7 protein-coding genes are annotated in these 6,339 nt (G+C 71.9%); 3 read left to right on the top strand and 4 right to left on the bottom strand.

Annotation, left to right across the window (positions count from 1 at the left end; translation table 11 throughout):
- Positions 1-340: 340 nt before the first annotated feature.
- Complete coding sequence (locus tag HY68_RS30965) at positions 341-1,009, top strand: DUF305 domain-containing protein (protein WP_347560682.1); 669 nt, start codon at positions 341-343, stop codon at positions 1,007-1,009.
- A 10-nt stretch (positions 1,010-1,019) separates the two neighbouring features.
- Here HY68_RS30965 and HY68_RS40175 read toward each other — a convergent pair whose 3' ends face one another.
- Positions 1,020-1,694 carry a DUF6214 family protein gene (locus HY68_RS40175; RefSeq protein WP_042000280.1) on the bottom strand — a complete coding sequence of 225 codons (675 nt, stop codon included), beginning with the start codon at positions 1,692-1,694 and terminating at the stop codon, positions 1,020-1,022.
- Positions 1,695-1,965: 271 nt separating this feature from the next.
- On the opposite strand from HY68_RS40175, the gene HY68_RS30955 reads away from it, so the two are divergent.
- Positions 1,966-3,045, top strand: a complete 1,080-nt coding sequence (locus tag HY68_RS30955) for an NADH:flavin oxidoreductase/NADH oxidase (RefSeq protein ID WP_041998059.1) — start codon at positions 1,966-1,968, stop codon at positions 3,043-3,045.
- Between the two features lie 40 nt (positions 3,046-3,085).
- Here the strand turns inward: HY68_RS30955 and HY68_RS30950 are convergent, their stop codons facing one another.
- From HY68_RS30950 to HY68_RS30940, 3 genes are all read right to left on the bottom strand, one after another.
- Positions 3,086-3,853 (bottom strand): hypothetical protein, encoded by a 768-nt coding sequence (locus HY68_RS30950; RefSeq protein WP_041998057.1) that lies wholly within the window; start codon positions 3,851-3,853, stop codon positions 3,086-3,088.
- The gene (locus HY68_RS30945) at positions 3,850-4,389 is read right to left on the bottom strand and encodes a SigE family RNA polymerase sigma factor (RefSeq protein ID WP_041998055.1); all 540 of its coding nucleotides are present in this window, start codon (positions 4,387-4,389) and stop codon (positions 3,850-3,852) included. The genes HY68_RS30950 and HY68_RS30945 overlap by 4 nt, the downstream gene beginning before the upstream one ends.
- A 79-nt stretch (positions 4,390-4,468) precedes the next feature.
- Positions 4,469-5,146 carry a uracil-DNA glycosylase gene (locus HY68_RS30940; protein ID WP_041998053.1) on the bottom strand — a complete coding sequence of 226 codons (678 nt, stop codon included), beginning with the start codon at positions 5,144-5,146 and terminating at the stop codon, positions 4,469-4,471.
- A 126-nt stretch (positions 5,147-5,272) separates the two neighbouring features.
- Between HY68_RS30940 and HY68_RS30935 the strand changes: the two genes are divergently transcribed.
- Complete coding sequence (locus HY68_RS30935; protein ID WP_063779726.1) at positions 5,273-6,283, top strand: BadF/BadG/BcrA/BcrD ATPase family protein; 1,011 nt, start codon at positions 5,273-5,275, stop codon at positions 6,281-6,283.
- Positions 6,284-6,339 lie beyond the last annotated feature (56 nt).

Raw genomic sequence — 6,339 nt, 5'->3', positions numbered from 1 at the left:
GGAGATCGCCCGCCGGGCGGGGCCGTCGCCCGGGTCCGCGGCAGCCACGGGTCCGGCTGCCAGCAGCGTGGCGAAGAGACCGGCCGTGGCGGCGGCCACGGCCAGACGTCTGCGCCGCGCGCGGATGAGGTGCAACGAGGTCACTGCGGTCCTCCTTGTATCCGTTCGGGGGGAACGGGTCGCGGATCACGGCAGTATGGACCTCATCATGTACATCTCAACAGACGGCAATAGAGACGTAATGAAAGTTTCCGATCATCGAAACGCGGAAGCGTCTTACTACGGTGGCCGGTCGCCCCGTGCCGGTGGCCGGCCGCTCCATCTCCCTGAGGAGGCCGATGTGTTGATCCGTCGCAGAAGTCCGCGCCTACGCGGCTCGCTCGTCACGGTCTCGGCCGTCGTCGCGCTGCTCGCCCTGGGCGCCTGCGACTCGGCGGACGGCGGCACCGCGAAGACACACAAAGCCGCAGGTGGCAGCGGATCTGGCGTGGTGGCACCGGGCCGTCCCGGCGAACCGGCCAAGACCCTGACGCCCGAGGAGGCGGTACGGGCGGCCCCGGACAACACCCCCAATTCGGCCGATGTGAGCTATGCCCGGATGATGATCGTCCATCACGGACAGGCGCTGGAGATGACCAGGCTGGCGACCGGGCGCGCGGGTTCCACCCCGGTGAAACGGCTCGCGGCACGCATCACGGCGACCCAGCAGCCGGAGATCGAGGCAATGCACGGGTGGCTGGAAAGCAATGGTGTGGCAAAGAGTCAGGAAGGTCACGACCATGGCGCGATGCCCGGAATGGCCACCCCCGAGCAGCTTGCCGAACTGCGCGCGGCCAAGGGGAAGGCGTTCGACGCACTCTTCGTGCAGCTGATGATCACGCATCACCAGGGGGCGATCACGATGGCCACCGAGGCGCTTTCCGAGGGCAACAACGTACAGATCGAGGAGATGGCGACCGACATCGTCGCCCAGCAGACCGTCGAGATGGACCGGATGCGGTCGTTCTGACGGCCTCCGCTCACCGGCGGTTGTGACGCGGCGACAGATGCCCCTCGTCGCGGGCGCCGGCGATCAGCCGGAGCGACTTGCGGCGGCTGAGACCGGTGGCCGCCATGACGGCGAGCACGGGATCCACCCCGTCGCGCTGGGCGGCGCGGTAGACCTCGGCGGCGCCCATCCGGCCGGCGGGCCCACGGGGCGGGGTGCTGCGGGCGCGGTGCCGGCCGGGCGGATCGGCCGGTTCGTCCACGGCCGGTTCATCCAGGGCCGGTCCGTCATCGGCCGGTTCCTCCAGGGCCGCGTCGACCACGGCCGGTGCGTGCAGGGCCGGGTCCTCGGGCAGGGGCGCCTGCGGTACGGGCCGCACGGCGAGCGGCTGGACAGTGGGCGGCTCGACGGCCGCGATGTCCATGGCCGGGATCTCGACGGCGGGAACGTCGGCCGTCGGGATCTCCGTCGCGGGCAGCCGCTCCGCCGGACGGTGCCGGTCGGCCACCACCTGCCACGCGTCCTGGAGGGGCGAGTCGATCACCCCGGCCAGCGCGGCGAAGTCCTCCAGCGTCAGCGGCGGATCGGCCTGCGCGTCCTCGATGGCCATGCGGCCGTCCCGTACCACCGCCAGTACGTCGACCCGGGCCCCGTCGGGAAAGGTCAGCCGGACGTCGACCCAGGGCGGCAGGATCTCGCGGCGCACCGCGCCGCCGTCCGGCTCCTGTCCGGCGCCGGTGACGGTGCCGTACCCCTGCACCTCCCACACCGGGCGGTCACGGGTCGCGGGCTCGTGGGGGCCATCGGCGGAAATCACGTTATGTTCCGACACATTCTCAACTTAATCAGGCAATCCGCTCCGACCGCCGTGACGCGCCGCCCGCCGCCCCAGTACGAGAATCATCGTAGTTTGACAGCCGCCTGACCACCGTAGGTACGGTGTGGGACGTATCCACCTGTTCCGATAGGAGCCTCCCGTGAGCGCACTGTTCGCCCCCTACACCCTGCGGTCCCTGACCCTGCCCAACCGGGTGTGGATGGCGCCCATGTGTCAGTACTCCGCCGAGGCCACGGGCCCGGCCGCCGGTGTGCCGCAGGACTGGCACTTCGCGCATCTCGGCGCTCGCGCCGTCGGTGGTACGGGTCTGATCATCACGGAGGCGACGGCCGTCAGCCCGGAGGGCCGGATCAGCCCGCTCGACCTCGGGATCTGGAACGACACCCAGGTCGAGGCGTTCAGCAGGATCAACCGCTTCCTCGCCTCGCAGGGCACACCGCGCGGCATCCAGCTCGCCCACGCGGGCCGCAAGTCGTCGACCGACAAGCCCTGGAACGGCGGCGGTCCGGTCGGCCCGGAGAACGACGGCTGGCAGCCGGTCGCGCCCAGCGCCGTACCGTTCGCCGAGGGACATCTGGTGCCCACCGAGCTGACGGTGGATCAGATCAGGGAGATCGTCGGACAGTTCGGCGCCGCCGCCACGCGGGCCGCGGCGGCCGGTTTCCAGGTCGCCGAGATCCACGGCGCGCACGGGTACCTCATCCACCAGTTCCTCTCCCCGCACAGCAACCACCGCACGGACGCCTACGGGGGTTCCTTCGAGAACCGGATCCGGTTCGCCGTCGAGGTCGTCGACGCCGTACGCGCCGCCTTCCCCGCCGACCTGCCGGTCTTCTTCCGGGTCTCGGCGACCGACTGGCTCGACGAGGGCGGCTGGACGGCCGACGACTCGGTGCGGCTGGCCGACCTGCTGGTCGACCACGGCGTCGACCTGTTCGACGTGTCCAGCGGCGGCAACGCCGCGGGGGTCCGTATCCCGCTCAAGCCCGGCTACCAGGTGCCGTTCGCCGCGCGGATCAAGGCCGAGACCCGGATGCCGGTGGCGGCGGTCGGTCTGATCACCGAGTCCGACCAGGCGGAGAAGATCGTCGCCAACGGCGAGGCCGACGCCGTCCTGCTGGCCAGGGAGCTGCTGCGCGACCCGAACTTCGCCCGTCGCGCCGCCGCCGACCTGGGCGCTTCCGTACCCACCCCTTCGCAGTATCTGCGGGCGTTCTGACCTGCGGACTTCTGGACCGGCTCCGGGCCTCAGGGGCCGGTCAGTACCGCGCATCGGCCGACGCGAGGGCGCGCCCTCGCGGCACCTCGGCCACGAACCACAGCACCCCGTCACCGCCGACCGGCCGCAGGGCCGACCGCGGCAGCTCCGTGCTCGTGCCGTCGTCCCAGGTGCACACGACGCGCCGGGTGTCCGGCGACGCCTTGCCGACCACCACCCAGTCGGATCCCCGCGGTCCGAGCCGGGCAGGGCGGGCCTCCAGGCTCTGACGCAGCCCCTTGCCGTCCGGGATCGGACCGTCGAGCGCGAACGAGTTCCGGCCGCCGATGTCGACGCGCACGAAGTACCACCCCGTGCCGATCAGCCCCCGGTCCCCCGCGCCACCGCGGTCCACGTCGAGGTATTCGCCGCCGTTCATGGCGTCCGCCAGCTGTGCCGCCTGCGCCGCGGTCTTCGGCGGGGCCCAGACATCGACGGTGATCTGCCACTGCTTGCCGTCCGTGTGCCCGGTCGCGAGCGTGGCGCGCTGCGGCAGCGGCGCCGGCTGACGCACCCCCTCCTGCGGCTGCTCCGCGACCTGGCTCTTCCTGTTCCCGTCCGTCAGGGCTCCGGTGGCCAGCGAGGCGCCGACCGAACCGGCGATCACCAGCGCCGTCGCCGCGGCGAGCGCCCTGCGCCTGGCCCTGCGGCGCCTGCCGCCCCGCACGATGGTCTGGACGGGCGGCGGGCCGATCTCCACCCCGGCCGCCGCGTCCGCCAGCAGGAGGGCGACACCCCTGGGTGCCGGCTCATGCTCTTCCCTGATCATGTCCGTCCGCCCTTCGTCATCATGTCCAGCAGTCCGGGCACGGCGCGCAGCTTCGCGATCCCCTTGGCCGCGTTGCTCTTGACCGTGCCGACGGAGCAGCCCATGGCACTGGCGGTCCGGGCCTCGCTCAGGTCTTCCCAGTAGCGCAGCACCACCGCCTCCCGCTGGCGCGGCGGCAGTTGGCTCAGCGCCGTCAGCAGATCGGAGCGGTCGTCGGCCTGCGCCATCCGGTCGTCGCGCTCGGGCAGTTCGTGCGGCAGACCGGGGTCGTCACCGGGCGCCAGGATCTCCTTGAGCTTTCTGCGGTGCTTGCGGGCATGCAGATTGATCATCACCCGCCGCACGTACGCGTCCGGATCGTCGGCAGCGGCGACCTTGTGCCAGACCAGGTAGATCCGCTCCAGGGACGACTGCACCAGGTCCTCGGCGGCGTACCGCTCCCCGGTCAGGAGGAACGCCGTCCGCATGAACCGCGTCCAGCGGCTGACGACGAAGCTCTGGAATTCGACGTCAGCCGTCGGCTCAGGTTTCCCCATGGACAACCTCCTTTTCCAAGGGGAGTCCATGGGGGCGCCGTTCCGTTGCCCCGCGCCCGGGATCCGCCACCTGGGCGGGTTACGGCAGGCGCCAGTCCACCGGCTGGGCGCCCTGCTTGATCAGGAGGTCGTTGGTGCGGCTGAAGGGCCGGGAGCCGAAGAAGCCGCGGTCGGCCGACATGGGGGAAGGGTGGGCCGACTCGATCGCCGGGTAGTCGCCGAGGAAGGGCCGCAGGTTGCGCGCGTCGCGTCCCCACAACACCGAGACCAGCGGTTTGCCGCGCGCCACCAGCGCGCGGATGGCCTGCTCGGTCACGTCCTCCCAGCCCTTGCCCCGGTGTGCGCCGGGCTTGCGGGGAGCCGTGGTCAGCGCCCTGTTGAGCAGCAGGACGCCTTGCCTGGTCCAGGGCGTCAGATCGCCGTTGGACGGCCGGTCGACACCGAGGTCGCCGTGCAGCTCACGGAAGATGTTCTCCAGGCTGCCGGGCAGGGAACGCACCTCGGGCGCCACGGAGAAGCTGAGTCCGACGGCCATGCCCGGTGTCGGGTAGGGGTCCTGACCCATCATCAGGACGCGTACCTCGTCGAAAGGCTGCTGGAAGGCGCGCAGTACGTTCGCGCCGGCCGGCAGATACGTACGCCCTGCCGCGACCTCCGCGCGCAGGAAGTCACCCATTTCGGCGACGCGTCCGGCCACGGGACGCAACGCGTCCGCCCATCCGGGCTCGACAAGCTCGTTCAACGGTAGTGCTGCCACGGCGATTCACTCTACTGGTGCAACGCGGGTGCTGCCGACTCCGCCCGGGAAGCCGTGAACGGGCGACCCAGCGGTCCGGGGCTCGGATAAGGTGCCGTCGTCACTCCCCCTCTCTCCCTGGAGCCGATCGCCGTCGTGAGCTGGGTACTTGGCGTGGACTCGGGCGGCTCGGGGCTGCGGTTCGCGCTCGCCGTAACCGCCGCTTCGGCGCCGGACTCCGGTACCGGCGCGGTGCCGGAAGCTGCTGCGGTGACCGCGACAGCGGAGCCGGTGCGTACCGGCCCTTCGGGCATCGAAGCCCGTCATCTGCTGGACCAGTTGCTGCCCGCCGTCGACACACTGCTGGCGCGGGTGGGCGCCGACACCGGTCTGTCGGCCGTCGCGATCGGCGCCGCCGGAATGGCGACGCTCGGTGACGAGTTGCGCGCGGAACTGCCCGCCGCCCTCGAACGGGCCCTGGGGGTACGCAAGCTGGCGCTCGCCGCCGACGCCGTCACGGCGTACGCGGGAGCGCTCGGGCAGCGGCCCGGCGCCGTCGTCGCCGGCGGTACCGGCATGATCGCGCTCGGTACGGATCTGACGGACTGGCGGCGCGCCGACGGCTGGGGGCATCTGCTCGGCGACTGCGGCGGCGGCGCCTGGATCGGCCGCGCCGGGCTGGAGGCCGCCATGCGCGCCCACGACGGGCGGCGCGGCGGTTCGGCTTTTCTGCTGTCCGCCCTGGAAGCGACGTTCGGACCCGCCGGCGACCTGCCGGGGCTGCTCTACCCGAGGACCGACCGGCCCGCGCTCCTCGCCTCGTTCGCGCCGGAGGTGGCGGCACGCGCGGCGGACGACCCGGTGGCCGCCGGGATCCTCGCGGCCGCGGCGCGGCAGATCGCCGAGGCCGCCGCGGCCGTGTGCCCGCCGGACGGGGACTGCGAAGTCGCTTTCACCGGCGGTCTGTTCAAGCTCGGTGAGCCGCTGCTCGGTCCGCTGCGGGCCGAGCTGGCCGGGCAACTGCCGCATGCCACCACCGTTCCGGCCGCCGGGGACCCGCTCAGCGGCGCGCTGGTCATCGCCGCCGCCCTCGCCGCCGGCACCCTCACGCTCCCGTCCCATCCCCGACTGCTGAGGGTCCTGACCGAACACCCCTGACAGAACGGGAGGGATGAGCGGAAAAACACCTAACGGACAAATACGGATGGGTAGCG

Source organism: Streptomyces sp. AcH 505, assembly GCF_000818175.1.
Taxonomy (GTDB): Bacteria; Actinomycetota; Actinomycetes; order Streptomycetales; family Streptomycetaceae; genus Streptomyces.
The sequence above is the reverse complement of the archived record's forward strand: the minus strand, read 5'-3'. Positions and strand labels throughout refer to the sequence as shown.

Coding starts and splice junctions, on each gene's coding strand:
- HY68_RS30950 (WP_041998057.1), bottom strand. CDS start 3,853: ATGATCAGGGAAGAGCATGAGCCGGCACCCAGGGGTGTCGCCCTCCTG.
- HY68_RS30945 (WP_041998055.1), bottom strand. CDS start 4,389: ATGGGGAAACCTGAGCCGACGGCTGACGTCGAATTCCAGAGCTTCGTC.